At 62.2% G+C, this 19,499-nt stretch carries 21 protein-coding genes; 13 read left to right on the top strand and 8 right to left on the bottom strand.

The features are described 5' to 3' along the window. On the top strand, nt 1-3,903 hold the full coding sequence (locus AC1DYR_RS00740; RefSeq protein ID WP_477703407.1) for a beta strand repeat-containing protein: 3,903 nt from the start codon (nt 1-3) through the stop codon (nt 3,901-3,903). A gap of 91 nt (nt 3,904-3,994) precedes the next feature. On the opposite strand, the gene AC1DYR_RS00735 is transcribed toward AC1DYR_RS00740, so the two are convergent. Then, nucleotides 3,995-4,714 carry a C40 family peptidase gene (locus AC1DYR_RS00735; RefSeq protein ID WP_477703406.1) on the bottom strand — a complete coding sequence of 240 codons (720 nt, stop codon included), beginning with the start codon at nt 4,712-4,714 and terminating at the stop codon, nt 3,995-3,997. A 224-nt stretch (nt 4,715-4,938) separates the two neighbouring features. Here AC1DYR_RS00735 and AC1DYR_RS00730 point away from each other — a divergent pair, with 224 nt between their 5' ends. Further along, nucleotides 4,939-6,099 (top strand): PQQ-dependent sugar dehydrogenase, encoded by a 1,161-nt coding sequence (locus AC1DYR_RS00730; protein WP_477703405.1) that lies wholly within the window; start codon nt 4,939-4,941, stop codon nt 6,097-6,099. 8 nt (nt 6,100-6,107) lie between these two features. Here the strand turns inward: AC1DYR_RS00730 and AC1DYR_RS00725 are convergent, their stop codons facing one another. The 3 genes from AC1DYR_RS00725 to AC1DYR_RS00715 are packed head-to-tail and all read right to left on the bottom strand — an operon-like array spanning nt 6,108 to nt 7,683. Further along, nucleotides 6,108-6,584: a RidA family protein gene (locus AC1DYR_RS00725; protein WP_477703404.1), complete on the bottom strand. Its 477-nt coding sequence runs from the start codon at nt 6,582-6,584 to the stop codon at nt 6,108-6,110. 49 nt (nt 6,585-6,633) lie between these two features. Beyond that, the gene (locus tag AC1DYR_RS00720; RefSeq protein ID WP_477690064.1) at nt 6,634-7,281 is read right to left on the bottom strand and encodes a LysE family translocator; all 648 of its coding nucleotides are present in this window, start codon (nt 7,279-7,281) and stop codon (nt 6,634-6,636) included. A gap of 45 nt (nt 7,282-7,326) precedes the next feature. Next, entirely contained in the window at nt 7,327-7,683 is a 357-nt protein-coding gene (locus AC1DYR_RS00715; RefSeq protein WP_477703403.1) for a hypothetical protein, read from the bottom strand. A 198-nt stretch (nt 7,684-7,881) separates the two neighbouring features. Here AC1DYR_RS00715 and AC1DYR_RS00710 point away from each other — a divergent pair, with 198 nt between their 5' ends. Further along, the gene (locus tag AC1DYR_RS00710) at nt 7,882-9,354 is read left to right on the top strand and encodes an aminotransferase-like domain-containing protein (RefSeq protein WP_477703402.1); all 1,473 of its coding nucleotides are present in this window, start codon (nt 7,882-7,884) and stop codon (nt 9,352-9,354) included. 92 nt (nt 9,355-9,446) lie between these two features. On the opposite strand, the gene AC1DYR_RS00705 is transcribed toward AC1DYR_RS00710, so the two are convergent. Continuing rightward, complete coding sequence (locus AC1DYR_RS00705; protein WP_477703401.1) at nt 9,447-10,016, bottom strand: LysE family transporter; 570 nt, start codon at nt 10,014-10,016, stop codon at nt 9,447-9,449. Nucleotides 10,017-10,221: 205 nt separating this feature from the next. On the opposite strand from AC1DYR_RS00705, the gene AC1DYR_RS00700 reads away from it, so the two are divergent. The 4 genes from AC1DYR_RS00700 to AC1DYR_RS00685 all read left to right on the top strand — a co-directional run bounded on the left by AC1DYR_RS00700 (nt 10,222) and on the right by AC1DYR_RS00685 (nt 13,363). Further along, a complete protein-coding gene (locus tag AC1DYR_RS00700) occupies nt 10,222-11,028 on the top strand; it encodes an MlaE family ABC transporter permease (RefSeq protein ID WP_477669289.1) in 807 nt (268 codons plus the stop codon). A gap of 293 nt (nt 11,029-11,321) precedes the next feature. Continuing rightward, the gene (locus tag AC1DYR_RS00695; protein ID WP_477703400.1) at nt 11,322-12,347 is read left to right on the top strand and encodes an MlaD family protein; all 1,026 of its coding nucleotides are present in this window, start codon (nt 11,322-11,324) and stop codon (nt 12,345-12,347) included. Further along, on the top strand, nt 12,344-13,024 hold the full coding sequence (locus AC1DYR_RS00690; RefSeq protein ID WP_477703399.1) for a hypothetical protein: 681 nt from the start codon (nt 12,344-12,346) through the stop codon (nt 13,022-13,024). Before AC1DYR_RS00695 ends, AC1DYR_RS00690 begins: the two co-directional genes overlap by 4 nt. Before the next feature lie 33 nt (nt 13,025-13,057). Beyond that, nucleotides 13,058-13,363: a hypothetical protein gene (locus AC1DYR_RS00685; RefSeq protein WP_477658291.1), complete on the top strand. Its 306-nt coding sequence runs from the start codon at nt 13,058-13,060 to the stop codon at nt 13,361-13,363. Between the two features lie 21 nt (nt 13,364-13,384). Here the strand turns inward: AC1DYR_RS00685 and AC1DYR_RS00680 are convergent, their stop codons facing one another. Then, nucleotides 13,385-13,624, bottom strand: coding sequence for a hypothetical protein (locus tag AC1DYR_RS00680; RefSeq protein ID WP_457280605.1), 240 nt, complete (start codon nt 13,622-13,624; stop codon nt 13,385-13,387). Between the two features lie 224 nt (nt 13,625-13,848). Between AC1DYR_RS00680 and AC1DYR_RS00675 the strand changes: the two genes are divergently transcribed. Together AC1DYR_RS00675 and AC1DYR_RS00670 are read left to right on the top strand one after the other, a co-directional pair. Further along, nucleotides 13,849-14,283: a nuclear transport factor 2 family protein gene (locus tag AC1DYR_RS00675; RefSeq protein ID WP_477703398.1), complete on the top strand. Its 435-nt coding sequence runs from the start codon at nt 13,849-13,851 to the stop codon at nt 14,281-14,283. Nucleotides 14,284-14,301: 18 nt separating this feature from the next. Beyond that, nucleotides 14,302-14,760 carry a MerR family transcriptional regulator gene (locus tag AC1DYR_RS00670; RefSeq protein WP_477703397.1) on the top strand — a complete coding sequence of 153 codons (459 nt, stop codon included), beginning with the start codon at nt 14,302-14,304 and terminating at the stop codon, nt 14,758-14,760. Here AC1DYR_RS00670 and AC1DYR_RS00665 read toward each other — a convergent pair. Next, entirely contained in the window at nt 14,757-15,335 is a 579-nt protein-coding gene (locus tag AC1DYR_RS00665) for a TetR/AcrR family transcriptional regulator (protein ID WP_477703396.1), read from the bottom strand. The two genes, AC1DYR_RS00670 and AC1DYR_RS00665, sit on opposite strands and share 4 nt — an antisense overlap. Nucleotides 15,336-15,462: 127 nt before the next feature. Here AC1DYR_RS00665 and AC1DYR_RS00660 point away from each other — a divergent pair, with 127 nt between their 5' ends. From AC1DYR_RS00660 to AC1DYR_RS00645, 4 genes are all read left to right on the top strand, one after another. Next, a complete protein-coding gene (locus AC1DYR_RS00660; protein WP_477703395.1) occupies nt 15,463-15,930 on the top strand; it encodes a nuclear transport factor 2 family protein in 468 nt (155 codons plus the stop codon). Between the two features lie 111 nt (nt 15,931-16,041). Then, nucleotides 16,042-16,560, top strand: a complete 519-nt coding sequence (locus AC1DYR_RS00655; protein WP_477703394.1) for a hypothetical protein — start codon at nt 16,042-16,044, stop codon at nt 16,558-16,560. After that, nucleotides 16,557-17,813, top strand: coding sequence for an Hsp70 family protein (locus AC1DYR_RS00650; RefSeq protein ID WP_477703393.1), 1,257 nt, complete (start codon nt 16,557-16,559; stop codon nt 17,811-17,813). Before AC1DYR_RS00655 ends, AC1DYR_RS00650 begins: the two co-directional genes overlap by 4 nt. Before the next feature lie 111 nt (nt 17,814-17,924). Beyond that, nucleotides 17,925-18,416 carry a hypothetical protein gene (locus AC1DYR_RS00645; RefSeq protein ID WP_477703392.1) on the top strand — a complete coding sequence of 164 codons (492 nt, stop codon included), beginning with the start codon at nt 17,925-17,927 and terminating at the stop codon, nt 18,414-18,416. Nucleotides 18,417-18,586: 170 nt separating this feature from the next. Here the strand turns inward: AC1DYR_RS00645 and AC1DYR_RS00640 are convergent, their stop codons facing one another. Further along, nucleotides 18,587-19,447 carry a LysR substrate-binding domain-containing protein gene (locus AC1DYR_RS00640; protein ID WP_477669300.1) on the bottom strand — a complete coding sequence of 287 codons (861 nt, stop codon included), beginning with the start codon at nt 19,445-19,447 and terminating at the stop codon, nt 18,587-18,589. Nucleotides 19,448-19,499: the final 52 nt, after the last annotated feature.

Genomic DNA, 19,499 nt, shown 5'->3' with positions numbered 1-19,499 from the left:
ATGAAAACGGTTCTTCGGCCCCATCAGCCACCTGTGCTTAACCGAACGCAAAAATCCAGAGCCTTCATGCTGAAGGCCTTGCCGTCGGCACTGATGCTGGTTTTTGCGCAGCCTGGATGGACGCAAGTCACCATCAATGCCGGTGGTGCCGCCGGCTTGCCGATCAACGGTGTGGTGAGGGCGGGCGGCGTCAGTGAAACGCTTAATGACGGCACCCAGCTCACCATCACGCAGACCGGTAATCGGGCGATCATTGACTGGAATTCGTTCAATATTGGTGCGGGAAATACAGTGCAATTTGTCCAACCGAGCGCGACTGCTGCTGTACTCAACCGCGTGACTTTGGCCGGTAATGCATCGGAGATATCTGGCAGGCTCAGAGCTGATGGCATTGTGATGCTGATGAATCCCAACGGCATCGCATTCAAGTCAGGTTCCGTCGTTAATGTGGGCTCCCTCATTGCCACCACGGGGGTGATCGATGAGAACCATTTCCTCAACAGTGGCAACGGAAATGGAAATGGAAATGGAAATGGAAATGGAAACGGAAACGGAAACGGAAACGGGAACGGGAACGATTCGATCGAAGCCCGCATAACCCAAACTCCCGGCAATAACAACGGTATCGTCAACGAAGGTTCTATTACCGCTACTGGCATCCCCGCTACTGGCAACTCGGCTAGTCGTGGCGGCTTGGTGGCTCTTGTGGCTCCATCGGTGGTCAATAAGGGAACCATTACTGCGATCGGTGGAACCATCGCCCTGCTCGGCACCAACGCAGCCACCATTTCACTGAACAACGGCTTGTACGAGTTCGCCTTGCCCCCTGGTGCAGCCGGAGTTGCAGTGTCGAACATGGTCGGCGCCAGCTTGAACGCTGCGAACATCAACCTCGGCGTAGGGGATGCAGCCAACCTGTTGTCCGGTGTGATTAACCTCGAGGGCGTGCAACAGGCGACCAATGCCATCACCGTTGATGGTCATACCGTGGAACTCAAGTCGGCGTTGCAGGCGACTAACGTCGTAAGCGGCAATTCCAATATCGTGAATGTTTACAGCGGAGCGCGCATTCAGGACGCCGTCAAGATCGCCAAAACCGGCACACCGGGCAACGGCGCAAGGGTCAATGTGCGTGGTGGTTCCTATACCGAGGAGGTGGTTCTCAACAAGGCCAACATCACCCTGAATGGCATGGACGGGGCCAACCTCAACGTGCAGGAGGGGAAAATCGGCGTTGATATCACCACCAACGGCGTGACGGTTGACGGCATGCAGATCACGGGCCCGTACAGCCAGAACTATGCGTCCATCAACTGGACCGGCCTGAGTACAACCGGGGTCACGGTCGCCTCTGGTGTGAGCGGCGCGACCATAAGCAACAACGTCATCAAAAACGTCCGGAGCGGGATTCAGGTCACCAACGCCGCGGCCACCATCACCGGCAACACCATTGAAAATACCAAAGGGGCCATTCTTGTCCGTTCGAACAATGTGACCATGACGGGCAACTCCAGAGGGACACTGGGCAATGAATGGGATATTGTTTTCCTGGACGGCGTCGCCAGCGGGTCTTATTTTGGTGGTTCTCCACTTAACAGAGAAGCGCAGTATGGCGCCGGCATGATGGCGATGTCTGCGGCCAATGGCGACATGCATATTCTTGATCGCCGCTACGGCGTCAACGGGCTTCTGGGGTCCACGCCGCAGTTTGCCAACCGCTCGCATGTCACCGTCAGTGCGGGGGCCAACTTCACCGCCGCGGATGATTTCAATCTCGGCAACGGCCTTGGCAACGACCGGCAGCCGCTGGGCACGATTCAGGATGGTATGAATGCCGTGGTCGCGGGAGGCACGGTGAACGTCACAGCAGGAACCTACGTCCAGCCATCAACCCTCGCCATCAATAAGAGCCTGACTCTGTCTGGAGCCGGCGAGTCTGCCACCGTGATCGACTCCAGGGGCGTCAATGGTAGAGGCATAGAGGTCAAGGCCGACAATGTGAATTTGCAGAACTTCACGCTCTACGGTCCCACCGCCGACGTGGCAACGTCTTATGGCATCAAGGTGGCGCCTGCCACGGCAAGTAACCCTGCTGCGAGGCTGCACAACTTCTCCATCAGCAACGTCACCATCCGCGGTTCCGGCCGCGCCGAACTCGACCTGAACGGTGTGGATGGCGCGCTGATAGACCGTGTGACGGCCGACGGTGCACCCGTAAGCAATAACACCGGCACGACGCAGGGCGCCGGCATACAGCTGACCGACAGCGCCAACGTGACGGTCAGCAACTCGACCACCCGCAACAACGCCTGGGGCGGCCTGGCGCTTTACCAAGCCAACCTTTATTACAACCAGCAGGTGAACAACATCACGGTGGCGAACAGCAACAATTTTACGGAACGCAACCCGGTGTACCTGCAGGATCAATCAGCGAACCTCAACTTTGGCGCGCTCAGCATTGCGGGCTACGATTTTGCGGTACGCAATGCCGGCACGACGAACAACAATAACCAGTACACCTGGTTGCAGGCCTCGCAGCAAAATGCCCTGGACTTCGCGGTCAATCTGGGTAGCGCGGGCTCCAGCTACGTTCAGGGGTGGAACGGCGCGCAGGCCACGCAGGACTTCCATGTGGGCGTCGGCAACCTGCTGGGCGGAGGGACACAGGCACTGTCCGTCGGGACGGCCATGGGTAATGCGGCAACCGGCGCCAATATCCGCGTAGGCGCCGGCACCTATGCCGAGGACGTGGTGGTCAACAACCCCTACAACCTGTACTTCGGCGGCTCGACCCTGCAGGGCCTCACGCTCAATGCCGGCGCGGGCGGCTCCGGCATCAGCGGTAACGTCACGGTGAACGGTGCGGGCGGCATCCTGTTTAACGCCCCGGTGAATCTCCTGGGTGACACAACGCTGGCAACCCTGGGCGCCAACATCTCGCTTAACGGCGATGTGCAGAACGCCGGCGGCGTGGCCCGCGCGCTGCGGCTCGTCGCCGGCTCGGGCAGCACCCGCGGCAATGTGCACATGGTGACGGGCGGCACGGAAACCAACGCGCTCGGCCGGTTTGAAGTCGTGGCCAGTGACTTCAGCCTGGCAAGCACCTTGTGGGTGAAAGGTTACGGCATTGATGCACTGGGCAATGTTGCCCTTAGCAACCACACGCTGCGCGGGCAGGACTCTACACAGTCCAACACCCTGAACGCCGGCGGCGATGTTAGCGGCTCCACCATCAGCCTGGGCGCCGTCCAGGTCACCAGCGGCGGCGATGTCTCGGCCAACGTGACGGCCAGCGAAGTGGCGGTGGCCGCCGTAGGCGACGTAAGCGGCACCACCACCAGCCAGGGCAATGTGCAGATCACCAGCAGCACCGGTGACATCAGCGGCAACATCTCCGGCACCAATGTGGTGGTGCAGGCGCAGGGTGACGTGAATGTTGTGGTCACTGCCAGCAACTCGGCATCGCTGGCCGGCGACACCGTGGTGGCCAACGTGGTCGCGCCCGTCATGGCCGTGGAGGCTGTCACCGAGGCGAAGATTTCCGGCTCATCCGCCCAGGTGAGCATTGATTCGCCCAAAGGCAGCGTCAGTGGCGATTTCGGACAGGTGACCAATTCGGGCGGCGGCCTGGTCAATGTCAACGGCAAACCGCAGGGCAATCAGCAGCTCTCGTCCAATGCCGAAAATAACCGCGTGATTCCGGCCGGCAACAACGTGGCTGACAACGCCGGCACCGGGGCTGACGGTGCAGGGGCAGCTACGCCGACGCTTCAGCTGGCGCTGGCCGGTGAAGGTACGACTTCCCTGGTTTCGAGTACCCCTGCCAAAGCGGGCGATGCTCTCGACAACGGCCAGGCCGTGGAGCTGGACATGTCACCAGGCAATGGGAAAGAGAAGGAGTGAGGGTCTGGGCCGGTGAATTGCCGGGCTGGGTGCAGGGCCTGAAGTGACCGGAGATCGGCGTCGATACGACACCTGCGCCCTTAACTCCGGTTTAATTTCGGTACTGTTCCTGCTGCATCTGCAGCTCAGCCTGCCGCGCAATTGACACCTGCGGGGCTGCCGCCTGAGCTGACGGCTTGTCTGACGCGGTAGCTTGCGGCAGCTGCGGGCGGGCGGGCAACGCGGCCGCGCGAGGTGTTGCCTCTTGCGCCACCCCGTTGGACGGCTGCACACGGCGGGCGCCGTCAAAGCGGCGCTGCCAGTAGCTCACACCCATGCTTTCGACGCGGACTTCGGCGCCGGGCTTGGGCGAGTGGATGAACTTGCCGTCGCCGATATAGATGCCGACATGGCTGAAGGCGCGTTTCATGGTGTTGAAAAACACCAGGTCGCCGGGCTGCAATTCGGTTTTGTCGATGCGCTGGGTGGCGGCGGCTTGCTGTTCGGCGCGGCGGGGCAGCAGCAGCCCGACGCTTTGTTCGTAGATGGCGCGTACAAAACCGCTGCAGTCAAACCCGGTTTCAACGGTGTTGCCGCCGCGCTTGTAGGGCACGCCCAGAAAACCCATGGCGTTGACGACCAGCTCGGAAGCCTTGCTGGCGACGTTGTGGCGGACGTTGTCGATTTGGGTCAGCAGGCCCTTGTCGGCGAGCAGTTTGTCCATGTCGTTGTCGCCGCCTGAATTGCCGGGTGCCGCATGTGCGCCGGCTGCCAGGAGGGCGGCAGAGGCAATGATGAGGGCAGGGGCAATCATTCGCATGGCGCCAAGCATACTTGACGGATTAGTCCTACGTCAACTCATGTTGTTTCTTGATAACGTTGACAAGCCATTGATTTGTAACGAATTTGTAGGGGATTACCCGATTTATTACCCCCGGATGGCGTGTTTTACACCGCATTCGCCCGGCCTGGATGCGATCAAAAGGCGGGTTTTCCCGGTCAAATGGGCGTGATGGACCGATGAATGTGCTTTCAAGGCATTTTTTAAGGCGAAATATGGGTTCAGGCCAATACCGACTTGTGCAAGCAGCTATATTTTTGATAGCGGCCAGTGTGATCTTCCAGCCCGCTCAGGCTCAAAGCGTTCGCCCTGAAACCGTGGTGGCGGGCCTGGAGAACCCCTGGGGCGTGGCTTTTTTGCCGGGAGAGCGTTTTCTGGTCACGGAGCGCCCAGGCCGCCTGCTGGTCGTCGGGCGGGGCGGCAAGCTGGGTGCGCCGGTGGCCGGCCTGCCGGAGATTGCCGCCGGCGGGCAGGGCGGCTTGCTGGACGTGCTGGTTGACAGCGACTTTGTCCGCAACCGGACGCTGTATTTCTGCTTTTCAGAGCCCGCCTCCACCGGCAATGGCAACAGTACGGCGCTTGCACGCGCCACCCTGAGCGCCGACGACACCCGGCTGGAAAACCTCAAAATCATCTTCAGCCAGAAGCCCAAGGTGGCCAGCACGGCGCATTTTGGCTGCCGCATCGTGGAAAGCCGCGCGGCACCGAACGGCGCGCCCGATGGCAAGCTCTTTCTCACGCTGGGTGAGCGGTTCAGCCGCAAGGAAGATGCCCAGAAGCTGGACAACCACCACGGCAAGATTGTCCGCGTCAACAAAGACGGCTCGGTTCCCCAGGACAACCCCTTTGTCGGCAAACCAGGGGTTTTGCCTGAAATCTGGAGCTACGGCCACCGCAACGCCCAGGGCGCGACGCTGGCGCCCGACGGCACCTTCTGGATGCACGAGCACGGCCCGCAGGGCGGCGATGAAATCAACCTGCCCAGGCCCGGAGCCAACTACGGCTGGCCGGTCATTACTTACGGCGAAAACTACGGCGGCGGAAAAATCGGCGAGGGCTTGACCGAAAAGGCCGGCATGCAGCAGCCGCTGCATTACTGGGTGCCGTCCATCGCGCCTTCCGGCATGGCGTTCCTGACCAGCGAGCGTTATGGCAAGTCCTGGCGCGGCAACCTGTTTGTGGGCTCGCTCAAGTTCGGCTACCTGGACCGGATCGAACTGGCGTCGCCGTTCGCCGGCAAGGTGGTGCGCGAAAGCAAGCTGCTGTCTGAAGCCGGAGAGCGCATTCGCGATGTGCGCCAGGGGCCGGACGGGCTGCTTTACGTGCTGACCGACAGCAACAACGGCAAGCTGATACGCCTGCTGCCCGGTGGCTGAATGCAGGGCTAGCCGGCCACCGCAATGAGATCGATCTCGACCGAGGCACTCTTGGGCAGCTGGACAACGCCTACCGACGTGCGGGTGTGGGCACCGGCCGGGCCGAGCACTGCATACAGCACGTCGGACGCGGCATCGGCGACTTCGCTCTGCTGGGTGAAATCCTGCGCCGACTGCACAAACACCGTGATGCGCAGAATGTGCTTGACGCGGTCCAGGCTGCCAAGGCTTTGCCGCAGCAGCGCCAGCGCGCGCATGGCGCAGATTTTTGCCGCCAGCTGGGCCTGCAGAACAGACGTTTCCGAGCCTACGCGGCCGGTCACGACCACGGTATTGCCGACACGCGGAATCTGCCCGCTGACAAAGACCTGGTCGCCGTGCTGCACGACAGGCACGTAATTGCCGCCTATCTTGATCTCACCGTCAAAGCTGTAGCCGAGTTCGGCTTGCACTGCGGCGAACCGGGTGTCGCGTGAATCTTCCATGGACAGGAATTCCTCTTTGTGTGGTTGGATGGAGCGTGACGTGGGCGTTTCAGGCAGGGCTCTTCAGCCGTAGCAGGCTCAAACCCAGCAGGCCAAACGCACCGCCGCAGAGGCGGTTGAAAATGCGGGCCCGGCGGGGCGTGCCAAACCATTGGTGGGTGTGTTTGGCCAGCAGCACATAGGTGAAGTGGGAGACCAGCACGCACGCAGCGAAGGCGCTGGTCAGTGCGAAAAATTGCGGCAGCATAGGCGCCTCCGGGTGGATGAACTGGGGGAACAGCGCGGTGAAGAACAGGATGCTTTTGGGGTTGGTCACCGCCACCAGCAGGCCTTGCCGGAACAGTGCGGCATTGCTTTTTCCGGCGGATGTTCCGACGGGTGTTCCATCTGGCAAGGGCGTGTCGAACATCGACGTCTTGCTGGTCCACTGCCGCCAGCCCAGGTACATGAGGTAGACGGCGCCCACAGCCTTGAGCACCGCAAACAGCCAGGCCGAGGTGTGCAGCAAAGTGCCCAGGCCCGCCATGGCCGCGGTGGAGACGGCGAACACGCCGAGCACATTGCCGGTGGAGCTCCACATCGTCTTGCGCGGCCCCCAGGCAACGGCGTTGGAAACCGCCAGCAAAATGCCGGGCCCGGGGCTGAGCGCGGTGACAAGTGAGATGGTGATGAAGAGCAGCCAGGCGGAAGTGGTCATGGTGAGATCAATTAAAAAAATGAGGGGGCGATTTATTTCTGGCGGCTATGCAGCCTCGGTGCCACGCAGCCAGCTGCGCAGGGCTTTCACGATTCCTGAAAAGTACCTTAAAAGCACGCTACCCGTCTGGCCCGGGGCTTTTGCCGGAGCATGGTTCAGCACGCATGCTGCGCCCCCGTGCTGGGCGGTCACCGTGATCCATCCAGTCTGGGCGACGGTATGCGACTGCCCCGCCTCCAGCGGCATGCTGTCGCGAAAGACCTGCTCGGCAAGCCAGCGCGGGGTGCCGGTCACCAGCAGCGTGCCCGAAGTGCTGATCAGGGCGCTGCCCGCTTTGGTGTAAAAAAACAGGGACTCGCCGGCATCCAGCTGAAGGTGGCGAGTTGCAAAGTGCTCTTTCATGGCAGCTCCATTCATGGGTTGGTGAACTGGAAAAACAGGGGAAGGAGACATCAAGGTTAAAGAGGCCGGCACTTTCCCGACAGAGCCAGGAAAGTCCTTTCTGTATCGGTACAGATGGATATTTGTTCATCTGTTATGGTCTGATTTCGCCCCATCTGTGGCTGTGTCCCGGCTTCCCCTTCATGGATCATTCGGTTTATGGACATGCAACCCTCGCCATCCCTGTCGCAACCGCTCTATCTGCAGCTCTCCAGCCACTACCGCCAGGCGATCCAGTCCGGCGTTTTGTCGCCCGGGCAGCGCATGCCGTCCGTCAGGGCGCTGACGCGGCTGCACCAGGTCAGCCTGTCGACGGCGGTGGAGGCTTGCCACACGCTGGAAGACGAAGGCCTGCTGGAGGCGCGGCCGCGTTCGGGCTACTTTGTGCTCAAGCGGCGCCGGATGGATATCCAGCCGCCCAGCGAACCGGAATGCGGCCACCGGCTGGATCCGGCGCAGTACGTCGGCATCCATGACCGGGTGTCCGACTTCGTCGCCAAATGCGATGTCTACCCGCTGGTCACCAACCTGGCAGGCACCTACGGCTCGCCAGAAATGTATCCGGCCGAGGCCCTGAAAAACGCCGCCACGCGCGCGTTGCGCAAGCACCCGCAGTTGCTGGTGAACCCGCCGGACTTCCTCAATGATTCACCGCTGAATGCCGTGTTGGCCAAGCGGGCGCTGGAGGCCGGGATGCGGCTGTCGGCGGAAGACATCCTGGTCACGCACGGCTGTATTGAATCGCTGAACGTTGCCTTGCGTGCGGTGGCTCGGCCGGGCGACACCGTCGCCGTCGAGTCACCGACGTACCACGGCTTGCTGCAGATCCTGGAAAGCCTGGGCCTGCGCGCGCTGGAGATTCCCACCAGCCCGAAGCTGGGGATTTCCGTGGAGGCGCTGGATTTGGCTTTCCAGACACACGACCGTATACGCGCCGTGGTGGTGATTCCCAATTTCCACAATCCGCTCGGCAGCGTGATGCCTGACAGCGAAAAGGAAAAGCTGGTCGCGCTGTGCGAGCGCCAGCAGGTGGCGTTGATTGAAGACGACACCTACGGCGCCCTAGGGCCTGACGACATTCCGCTGAAGGCGGCCAAGGCCTGGGACCGTAGCGGCTCGGTGATTTACTGCGCGTCGCTGCGCAAGACCCTGTCGCCTGGGTTGCGCCTGGGCTGGGTTGCCGGCGGGCGCTGGCAGGCGCGCATCAAGATGCTCAAGTACGCCCAAAGCCGCGCCAACGACATGGTGGGCCAGCTGGCCGTGGCCGAGTTCATGGCCTCCAGCGCCTATGACCGCCACCTGGCCCGGCTGCGCCGCATGCTCAATGTGCAGCGTGAGCAGATGGCCGAAGCGATTGCGGCGCACTTTCCAGCCGGAACCCGGCTGCAAGTGCCCCATGGCAGCATGATGCTGTGGGTGGAGCTGCCGGCAGGCACGTCCGCGCAGGCGGTGTTTGACACCGCCATCCGGCAGGGCATACGGGTGGCGCCCGGTTCCATGTTTTCCAACTCGAACCGCTTTGACCACTTCCTGCGCATCAGTTGCGGCTCACCGTTTTCCAGCGAGACGGACAGCGCCCTGCGCAAGCTGGCGGGCATTGTGTCCTCCCTGGTGCCGAAAAAGCCTGTTTGAAGCCATTTTCGGCACGTTTTGAGCATGTTTCAGGGCTCTGGTCCTTGTAGAGTCTGCACGAGTAGCTATGTTTTTGATAGCGATCTACACGTCTATTGCGCCGCAGCGTGGCTGCGCTTGACGAAGAACAGGCCCGCACCCACTGCCATCAGCATGCCCCCGAACAGCCGGTTTTGCAGTCGCACCGCACGTGCGTTCGTGAAGAGCTTTTGCAGGCGGCTGGCAGCAAACGCATAGCCATGCATCACCACGGTGTCGACTGCCACGGTGGTGAGTGCCATCACCAGCAGCTGGGGCCACAGCGGCCGGGCAGGGCTGATGAACTGCGGCAGCACCGCGACCATGAAGAGGATGCCTTTGGGGTTGGTGACATTGGTCAGCAGGCCGGTGAGAAAGCGCCTGCGCGCTGAAATACCGTTCGCATCGGCTGCCGGGCCGGCATCTTCCGCTGCGATACCGTTCGATGAGCGCCACTGCGACCAGCCGATGTAAATCAGGTAGAGCGCGCCCAGCACCTTCACCACACTGAAGGCCAGTTCCGACGCCACCAGCAACGAGCCCACGCCAGCGCCGGCCACCAGCAGAATGATGACGAGCCCAAGTTGCAGGCCGGCGATGGTGGCACGCGTGCGCTGCATGCCGTAGCTCAAGCCATGGCTCATGGCCAGCACCGCGCCCGAGCCCGGCGAGAGCGCGATGAGGATGGAAGCAAGGAAGTAGGCGGTCTAGGTGTCGATGGCCATGATGAAACGGTGACGAAATGAAGAAAGAAGGATGGCGGTGATCGTGGGCGGGGAGCTGGCCCACGCCGCGCAAAACGCCTGCCATCCTACATCGACGGCAATAGCCCGCGGGTATCATGGCCCAATGGCTTCAACAGCATCATCCTGGCAAGGCCGCCTCTCGCAAACACGCCGCACCGCCCAGCACTGGCTGATCGAATGGTGGCGCCTGGTGAAATTGGGCGCGATCATCCTGGTGCTGACCCTCTCGCCTTCCAGCTACAGCCCGCAAAGCCGCACGGTGCTGTCCCGCCACATCTACATCAACACCGCGCCCATCCTTCTGGGCTTTACCTTGCTGTGCGCGCTTGTCACTGTGGTGCTCACGCGGATCGTGCTGGTGACCGCGCTGAGCTACGGCTTGTCGCAGTATGCGTTGCAGGTCGTGATCCGCGTGCTGGTGCTTGAACTTATTCCGCTGACGGCGGCGCTTTTTGTGGCGCTGCGCTGCACCATCCCTGATGGCGCCGAACTCACGGCCATGCAGGCCAGCGGCGAACTCGACGAGATGCGCGAGCGCGGCATCGAGCCGGTGCGGCGCGAGGTGCTGCCGCGCGTGGTGGCGGGCATGTTCTCCGGCATCACGCTGGCTGCGCTTAGTTGCGTGGTGGCGCTGGTGGTGGCTTATTTGGCAACCTACGGCTTCGCCTTATCGGGCCTGGCGGCCTATACCCGGCTGTTCGGTCAGGTCTTCAGCCCTTCCGTCACGCTGATCTTTGTGCTCAAAACCCTGTTCTTCTGCCTGGCCGTGTCGCTGATCCCCATGGCCTCGGCGCTTTACGGCATGGGCGAAGCCAGCGTGCGCACCAGCGCCGAGATGCGCGGCCTCGTGCGCATGTTCGCCGTGATTTTGCTGATTGAAGTGGCTTCGCTGGTCGGCAACTATTATTAGGGCCTGTTAACGCTATGTTTGCAAGATGCGTTGCGAGTCAAAAAGGCCTTGAGCAAGGCGCAAAACGCAGGCGGGGTAGACCCCGTCAAGGCTTTGCAACGCCGCGCAAGGCCTTTTTGATCGCAACCCGGAGGGAATGGGGTGAGAAAGCCGCCACTCTGCGTTGCGCTCCTAGCCCAGACGAGAGTCTGGGCGTCGTCGCGCGCCTTGATTGGCGGCTTTCTCACCCCATTCGCATTTGCAAACATAGCGTTAACAGGCCCTAATCCTCAAAAAATACCAAATAACAATCCATGAGCTCACCCCACGACCCTTCATCCCCGGAGCACGGCCGGCCGGATCCGCTCCAGCCCGCGCGGGAGCCGGAGTCTTCGCCGGCGGAGATCGCCAGCCTGGAGTTCAAGGCCCGGCTGCTGCTGTTCTTCATGCTGCTGTTGGTGGTGGGCTCGGCCCTTTATGTGATGTATGCGCGCGGGGCCTTTGAGTCCACGCAAAGCCTGGTACTCATTGCGGAGGATTCCGAAGGCGTGGTGGTCGGCATGGACCTGACTTTCTCGGGTTTCCCGATAGGCCGCGTCAAGCGCATCGAGCTGGCCAGCGACGGCAAGGCCCGCATATTGGTGGATGTGGCCGCCAAGGATGCCCACTGGCTGCGGACCACCAGCGTCTTCACGCTGGTGCGCGGCCTCGTCGGCGGCACCAACATCCGCGCCTACACCGGCCTGCTGAACGACCCGCTGCTGCCCGACGGCGCGGAACGCACGGTGCTGCTGGGCGATGCGGCCGGCGAGGTGCCCAAAGTGATTGCTGCCGCCAAGGACCTGATTGAAAACCTCAATACCCTCACGGGAAGCGGCGGTGCAGTGGGTACCAGTCTGGCCAACCTGCAGACGCTGACGGAGCGGCTGAACGGGCCGGGCGGTGCGTTGACAGTGTTGCTGGGCAGCGAGGCAGAGGCCAAAAAGTTTGCCGCCACGCTGGAGCGCACCAACTCGCTACTCACCAAACTCGACGGGCTGGCCGCCAAGACCGATACCCAGGTGTTCGGCGACAAGGGGCTGATGCCCGAAACCCGGGCCACCGTGGTTCAGCTCAACGCCATGCTGGGCGAGGCCCGCACCAGCCTCAAGAAAGTGGATGCCTTGCTGCAGGACGCCCAGGCCGTCACCCGCAACGCCAAAGATGCCACTGACGACCTGGGCGCGCTGCGCGCCGACGTGGAAGCCAGCCTGCGCAAGGTCGAAGGCCTCATCAACGAAATCAGCCGCAAATGGCCTTTCGCCAAAGACGCCCGCGACGCGGAGATGAAGTTGCCATGAAAAACACCTTGACGTATGCCGCCGCACTGATTTCGGCCCTGCTGCTGGCCGCCTGTGCCGGCGGTCCGCAACCGCCCGACTGGCAGCTCGAGGCCAAAGGCTCGATGGACCGCTCTGTGGCCGCCTACATGGAAGGCAACAGCCGTGTCGAGATGGCCGAACTCGGGCGTGCCCGCACCCAGCTGACACGCTCCGGCCGGGCCGAGCTGTTAGCTACCGCCGAGCTGCTGCACTGCGCCACCCGGGTGGCCAGCCTGGTGTTCGATGAGCCCTGCACCGGTTTTGAGAAACTGCGCGAAGACGCCACCGACGCCCAGCGCGCCTACGCTGATTACCTCAAGGGTCAGGTGCAGCCGCAGGGCATTGCCTTGCTGCCTGAAGCGCAACGCCGGGCGGCGGCTGGTGACGCCGGTGCTGTGGCGGCCATTGCCGACCCGTTGTCGAAACTGGTGGCTGCCGGCGTGATGCTGCAGGCCGGTAAAGCCAATCCTGCCGTGATCACCCAGGCCATCGACACGGCGTCGGTGCAAGGCTGGCGCCGGCCGCTGCTGGCCTGGCTGGGCGTTCAGCTCCGCCGGGCAGAGCAGGGAGGCGACATCCAGGAAGCGGCAAAGCTGCGGCGCCGCATCGAGCTAACGCAAGGCATGCCCGCACCGGTGAAGCCGCAAACACCCTGATCCTTGTCCCGTTTTGCCTTGAGAGAAACAACCGTGAGCTACCGCCTCAGGCTTTACGCCTATGAAGACGCCTCCGCAGAAGAACTGCAGGCCGCCGAGCAACGCTTCAGGACGGCGCTGGAAGCCGAACTGGGAGACGAAAGCCTGGTGTGGCCGGTGTATGCGGCCTACATGAAACTGGTGGCGACTTACGGCGAAGCACCGGCCGAAGATGTGCTGTCGGGCGACGAGCTGGAAATTTTCAACCAATGGCAGGCCGCCGAGCTGGCCGCCGTGACGGCTGCGCTGGGACCGAACCGGTACATGGGCGATGCGCAGTTTGAAATCCGCCCCGCCTGAAAGGGAACGGACCTGAAGCGTTCAGGGCGAGCGGCTCAGCCGCGGCGAGGCCAGTGCCTGAAGCTGGTCGGCAATCGCAATGTCGACAGGCTTGAGCTGTTTGAGCAGCTGCGCTTTTTCCAGCGCGGCGTGCAATTGCTGCAAGTCCTTGCTGCTGGTGGTGGCCTTGATCTGGGCCAGCGCTGCCGGGGTGTTGCCGGTTTTCAGCACCGCCAGCATCTTGCTGACCCATTCACTTGTTGCAGGCTTTTTGGGGTTCATGCGCCATTGTAGGTTTGCTATTAAAAGAATAGCTGCTCGCGCTTGACCACATTGCGCTGGCGGCCGATTTTATGGTGGATTTTGCGACATTCCACCTCCAGGGCTTGACCTTGAGTGCACTCAAGGTATTCCAATCCTTTCAGGGCCCCGGCAATGTTGCCGGCCTTTACCCGCTTCATACCCGCTTCGCATTCCGTGCGAAGAAGCCTTCAAGGAGTTTCATCATGAGTGCAGCATCCCCCACCGACATCACAACGGCCAACCGCCAGCGCATGCAGGAGGTCATGGCCGAACTGGACAACGGTAACGGCCAGGTATTTGTCGACGCCATGGCAGATGATTTCTGCTGGACCCTTGAGGGCAGCACGCCGTGGTCGCGTACCTACCGCGGCAAGCAGGCGGTCGTCACCGAACTGCTGCGGCCGCTGTTTGCCCAGTTCGCCACGCCTTATGTCAGCACCACAGAGCGTGTGATGGCCGACGGCGACATGGTCGTCATCGAGTTCCGCGGGCAAGTTACCACCCATGCCGGCAAGGCCTACAACAACCGCTATTGCTATGTTTGCCGCATGGAAGGCGGGCAGATGAAAGAGCTGACGGAGTACTTCGACACCGCACTGGTGAGCGCTGCGCTGGAGGCACCCGCGCTTGCCGCCTGAGCCGTTATACAGTCGGGCATGGCTGAAAGTTTTCTGATCGGGCAGCTTGCCGCACGCACCGGGCGCAGCGTGCACACCATACGCTGGTACGAGGCGCAGGGCCTGATCCCCGGCGTGACGCGCGACGCCGGTGGCCGGCGCGTCTATGGCAACCTGCACATCAGCTGGCTGGACCTGATGGACCGGCTGCGGCGCACCGGCATGTCGATTGCCGAAATGCGGGAATACACCGCGCTGGTCAAGCAGGGCAGCAGCACGCTCAGGCAGCGGCAGGCGCTGCTCGCCGCGCACCGCGCGCAGGTCAAGGACATGATCGCCGAATGGCAGCTGGCGCTCAAGCTGCTGGACAGCAAGATCGACTTTTACGGCGAGTGGGTGGCGTCGGGCAAACGCCCGGCCGTGAAGGTGGTTGAGCGTGCGGGCGCTGCGCTTGCGTCGCGGCCCAAAGAAAAATCGCGCCGGCCTGCAAAAACCTAGCGGCTGCCCGCTTTGCCGGCCGGGCTGTCCAGCCCGCTCAGCAACAGGCGCAGGCCCGCCAGCGTCGCTTCAGCACCTTCCATCTGCGCCCGCACGATGGCGCCGTCCACTGCCAGCGCGGCTGCCCGCGCCGCCTCGGCCTGGCCCGCGCCGTGTGGCAGTAAATCGGCAATGACTTGCTGCATGTCCTGCTTGTGCCGGCGCGCAATGTCTGCAACTCCCGGCAGGGTGCCACCCACTTCCGCCACGGCGTTGATGAAAGCGCAACCGCGAAACGCCGGGTCGGAAAACCACTCAGCCATGGCCTGCACCAGCGGCGCGAGCCCACCGCCGGGTTGCGCGCCATGGCGGCCCAGCGCGTCGACAAACCAGCCCATCCAGCGTTCATGCCGGTAGTCCAGGAAGGTGCGGATCAATTCGTCCTTGCTGGGAAAGTGCCGGTAGAAGGTGAGCTTGGCCACGCCCGACTCGGCAATGATGCGGTCGATGCCGGTGGCGCGCAAGCCGTCGCGGTAGAAAAGTTCGTGTGCCGTGACGAGGATTCGCTCGCGTGCGGGGAGGGTGGAAACATCCATGGCGCATTGTAGATGCCGTGTAGACAGATTTGTCTACATGTGACAGAATTTCATCAAAGTAGACAAATCTGTCTACATCTGGTTTTCTGCCTATTTTGTCCATTTTGTTCAACCCCAGGAGATCCCCATGGAATCACGGCCGCCGCTTCCCCCTTTTACGTTTGAAACCGCCGTGCAGAAAGTCCGGGCCGCCGAAGACGGCTGGAACACGCGTGAGCCGCAGCGCGTTTCGATGGCCTACACGCCGAAAAGCAAATGGCGCAATCGCGCCGAGTTCGTCACGGGGCGCGAGGAAATCGCGGGGCTGCTGTCGCGCAAATGGGTGCGCGAGCTGGACTACCGCCTCATCAAGGAACTCTGGGCCTTTGGCGGCAACCGCATTGCCGTGCGTTTTGCTTACGAATGGCACGACGATGCGGGCAACTGGTTTCGCTCCTACGGCAATGAGAACTGGGAGTTCGACGAAAACGGCCTGATGGCCGTGCGCCACGCCAGCATCAACGACCTGCCCATCAAGGCCACCGAGCGCAAGTTTCACTGGCCGCTTGGACGCCGGCCCGATGATCACCCCAGCCTCAGCGACCTTGGGTTGTGAGCGGTTTGGGGGAGGGCTGTAAAATCCGCTCCCCCTGCGCGCCGTGTTGAGTGCGTGACCTGAATTTGCCCCCGGCTCCTTGCCGGGGCGCCCCACCCGAGTGACCGCGTTTTGACTGACTCCCGCACCCCGCCGACCGGCCTGGCCGAAGATTCCCACAACGACACGCCCATCCAGGAACCCAGGCTTTGGTGCGGCGACGGCTGGACGGCCAAAGTCATCAAGAATGAAGACGACGACGGCTGGGCTGTCGCGATGATCAAGGACGGCGAGCCCGAGCCTGCACTGGTCGGCCCCTGGACCATGGGGCGTGACAAGAAGAACCCCAAGCCGCTGGATGGCCCGGCCTTCAGCACGCTGGTCAAAACCGCTTCCGAATTTGTGCGCAGGCATGAGCAGCAGCTGCATGCCACGCTGCACCAGAGCATTACCGTGACGGCCAACGCGGCGCGTGTCACCGTCTCGCTCGACATCGTTCCGGACGAAGACAACCCACACGGCCTGCTCGGCGCCGCCGACGAAGCAGGCGAGCAGCTTGCACAAGTGCGCGTGGCGCCGTCCTTCAAGCTCAACCGCGCCAGCGCTGTGGCGTGGGCCGAAAGCGGCTTCGCCAAGCCGGCAGGGCGGTGAGCGCACCCCGCGCCTGCGGGATCGACTTCGGCACCTCCAACTCCACCGCGGGCTGGAGCCGGCCGGGGTTTCCCGCATTGCTGGCGCTTGAAGGCGGCAAACCCACGCTGCCCTCGGTGGTGTTTTTTCATGCCGAGGACGAGCATGTGAGCTACGGCCGCGCGGCGCTGGCCGACTACCTGGCCGGCCATGAAGGCCGCCTGATGCGTTCGCTCAAAAGCCTGCTCGGCACGTCGATGATCGACGACCACACCGAAGTCGCCGGCCGCGCGTTGCCGTTTCGTGTGCTGCTGGCGCAGTTCATCGGTGAGCTCAAGCACCGCGCTGAAAAAGCCGCCGACCAGCCTTTCACGCACGCCGTGCTGGGTCGTCCGGTGTTTTTTGTTGACGACGATGCTGCCGCCGACAAGAAAGCCGAAAACACATTGGCCGAGATCGCCCATGCAGTGGGCCTGAAAGACATTGCCTTTCAGTACGAGCCGATTGCGGCGGCGTTCGACTACGAGTCGCAGATCAGGCGTGAAGAGCTTGTGCTGGTGGTTGACATCGGCGGTGGTACCTCGGACTTCGCGCTGGTGCGCCTGTCGCCCGAGCGCGCCCGCAAGGCTGACAGGCGCGACGATATTCTGGCCAGCGGCGGCGTGCACATTGGCGGCACCGACTTCGACAAATACCTGAGCCTGGCCAGCGTGATGCCCACGCTGGGCCTGGGCAGTCTGCTTCACAGCGGGTTGCAGGTGCCGTCGGCCCAGTACTTCAACCTGGCAACCTGGCACACCATCAACCAGGTCTACAGCAAGAAGTCGTGGACGCAGATCAGCGATATCCGGCGCGGCGCAATCGAGAAAGACAAGCTGGACCGCCTGCAAAACCTGGTGCGCGAACGGGCAGGGCACTGGCTGGCCATGCAAGTGGAAGCGGCCAAGATCGCGCTGTCCGATGCGCCCGAAACCGTCATGGACCTGGGGCGCATTGCATCGGGCGAGACGCTCACCCTGCACCGGCCGGATTTCGACGCGGCAATCAATGAACTGGTCGGCACCGTGGCGCGTACCGTGATGGGGCTGGTCAAGGACGCGGTTGTCAACGCCGACGACATTGACACCGTGTTTTTCACCGGCGGCTCCAGCGGGGTGCCTTTGCTGCGTGAGCAAATTTCAGCGTTGCTGCCGCAGGCACGCAGTGTGGAAGGCGACCGTTTCGGCAGCATCGGCGCCGGGCTGGCGCTGGATGCAGCGCGCAAGTTCGGCTGAAGAGCCTGGGATGTGTGGTCATGCTTTGCCATCTGGAGGCAAGCATGGCCTCCGCATCAAGGCCGTACTCAATGTGCCGGGGTGACCATGAGAATTTCAACGGGGCTCTACATGAAGAACAAGCCGGGCAAGCTCTTTTCTGTGAATACCCCAAACGGGTTGAGGTTTTTTCAATATCTCGGTGATGATTCCTCCCAGCTAAACAGCAACCTTATCGCCGTATTCAATGGCACTTTCCAGGCCATGGAGGACGCGTCCCCGGCGGCAATCAAGGCGTCGGGCGTGGCTTTCTATGCTCATGTGCTTCTCAAGCTCGGGCTGAAGCTGGATGTCTGGAAACCGCATTTGGAGGCGGAAGTTATCTCATACGGTGACGTGTGGTTTCGGGGCAGCCCCGACTATGGAAATCCTGCCATCAAGGAAACAAGCACTTGGTGGCTATGGCGTGCCAACCAGAAAAGAATCACCATTCATGGGAGATCCGACGATTTGGTGAATTCTCATGTCGGCGTGGTCGTGACCCCAAGCGCCATCGTGGACAGGATGGAGTCGGGGGTGTATGCATTTTTTTATCCGATGTACCCGGGTCAGGTGGGTCCATGAAGAGAGCCCGGGCGCTCCAAGCTGAACGCTCGATGCAAGGTGTGCTTTTCACTGTGCCGGTCTTAGGGCCCGCCTGGCTGGAGGTTCAAAGACTCCTTCGAGGACCAGGATACGCTGGATGCAGCGCGCAAGTTTGGTTAGGGGCTGTGTTCTGATGCCGTGCGCTTGGCTCACAGCAGGTTCATGAATTGCTGCAAGGCTTCGCCGGGATGCTCGTCGCGCCGGCGGATAAAAAGTGTTTTGACGGCGTATTTTTTGCCCGTCGATGGATGGCACCGCAAGGCGGACCTGTTGGCCGCGTTTTCGACAATGGACCGCGGGAGCAGCGAGATGCCGACCTCCGCGGCGACACAGCCCAGGATGCCTTCCAGTGTGCCCATTTCAAGCCGGGTGTACCTGGGCCAGCCGCGCTCGCTCAGAAGCTGTTCGAACCGCTGTCGATAAGAGCAGCCGGTCTTGAACATGATCGCCGCCGCGCCGTTTTCCAGGCGCCTGCCGAGCTCACTGGGGCGCACCCAGCTGGCAGACGAGACGAGCACCAGTTCTTCTTCGAACGCGACCAGGCTGACCAGCGCATGGTTGTTGAGCGGGCCGGCGATGAACGCGCCATCCAGGCGCCGCGTGAGCACGGCCTCGATCAGTGTCGCGGTCGGGCCGGTTTCCAGCGAGATGGCCACCTGCGGAAGCACGCGGCGGTATGCAGCGAGCAGCGAGGGCAGCCGGACCGCAGCGGTGGTCTCCATCGAGCCGATTGTCAGGACGGCGGGAGCGTCTTCCTCCCCTTTGGCTGCGGCCTGCGCTTCATCCATCAGCGCCACGATGCGGTTGGCATAGGGCAGCAGCCGCTGGCCCGCACGCGTCAGTTCCATGCCCCGGCTGTGGCGCTTGAAAAGCGCCAGGCCCAGCTCCGATTCCAGCATCCGGATGCGCTGGGTGATATTGGATTGCACGGTGTGCAGCGTTTGCGCGGCAGAGGTAATGCCGCCCTGGCTGGCGACGGCGGCGAACGTTTTCAGGCCCAGAACATTCATGGTCAACCCATCGCTAAAAGAGAACGGAGGGATCACAACAAATCGTTTTTAC

The organism is Polaromonas sp. P1_F9 (assembly GCF_056405615.1).
The sequence above is the reverse complement of the archived record's forward strand: the minus strand, read 5'-3'. Positions and strand labels throughout refer to the sequence as shown.